Origin of the sequence: Leifsonia sp. SIMBA_070 (assembly GCF_046534635.1) — a bacterium.
Lineage (GTDB): Bacteria > Actinomycetota > Actinomycetes > Actinomycetales > Microbacteriaceae > Leifsonia.
The window spans coordinates 1-276 of record NZ_JAWRYK010000217.1 but is presented as its reverse complement, the minus strand read 5'-3'; the positions used below and the strand labels follow the sequence as shown (position 1 = coordinate 276).

At 64.5% G+C, this 276-nt stretch carries 1 protein-coding gene; it reads right to left on the bottom strand.

What is annotated here, in order from left to right; translation table 11 throughout:
- Positions 1-276 (bottom strand): exodeoxyribonuclease III (locus SB754_RS20095; protein WP_410784138.1); only part of this gene is annotated, 276 nt, incomplete at both ends.

Sequence of the window (276 nt, the reverse complement as noted above, 5' to 3'; positions counted from 1 at the left end):
CTGGTAGTCGACCACTACGGGGGCGTGGTCCGAAAAGCGGCTGTCGTAGGTGGCGGCCCGGTCAACGACGGCGGAAATGGCACGTTCTGCCAGTCCGGGGGTTGCGAGCTGGTAGTCGATGCGCCAACCGCTGTCATTGTCAAAGGCCTGTCCGCGCCAGGACCACCAGGTGTACGGACCGGGAACATCGCCGGCCAGTTTGCGGGCCACGTCGGTGTAGCCGATTTCCTCGCTGAAGAACCGGTCGAAGTATGCGCGTTCCTCGGGCAGGAAGCC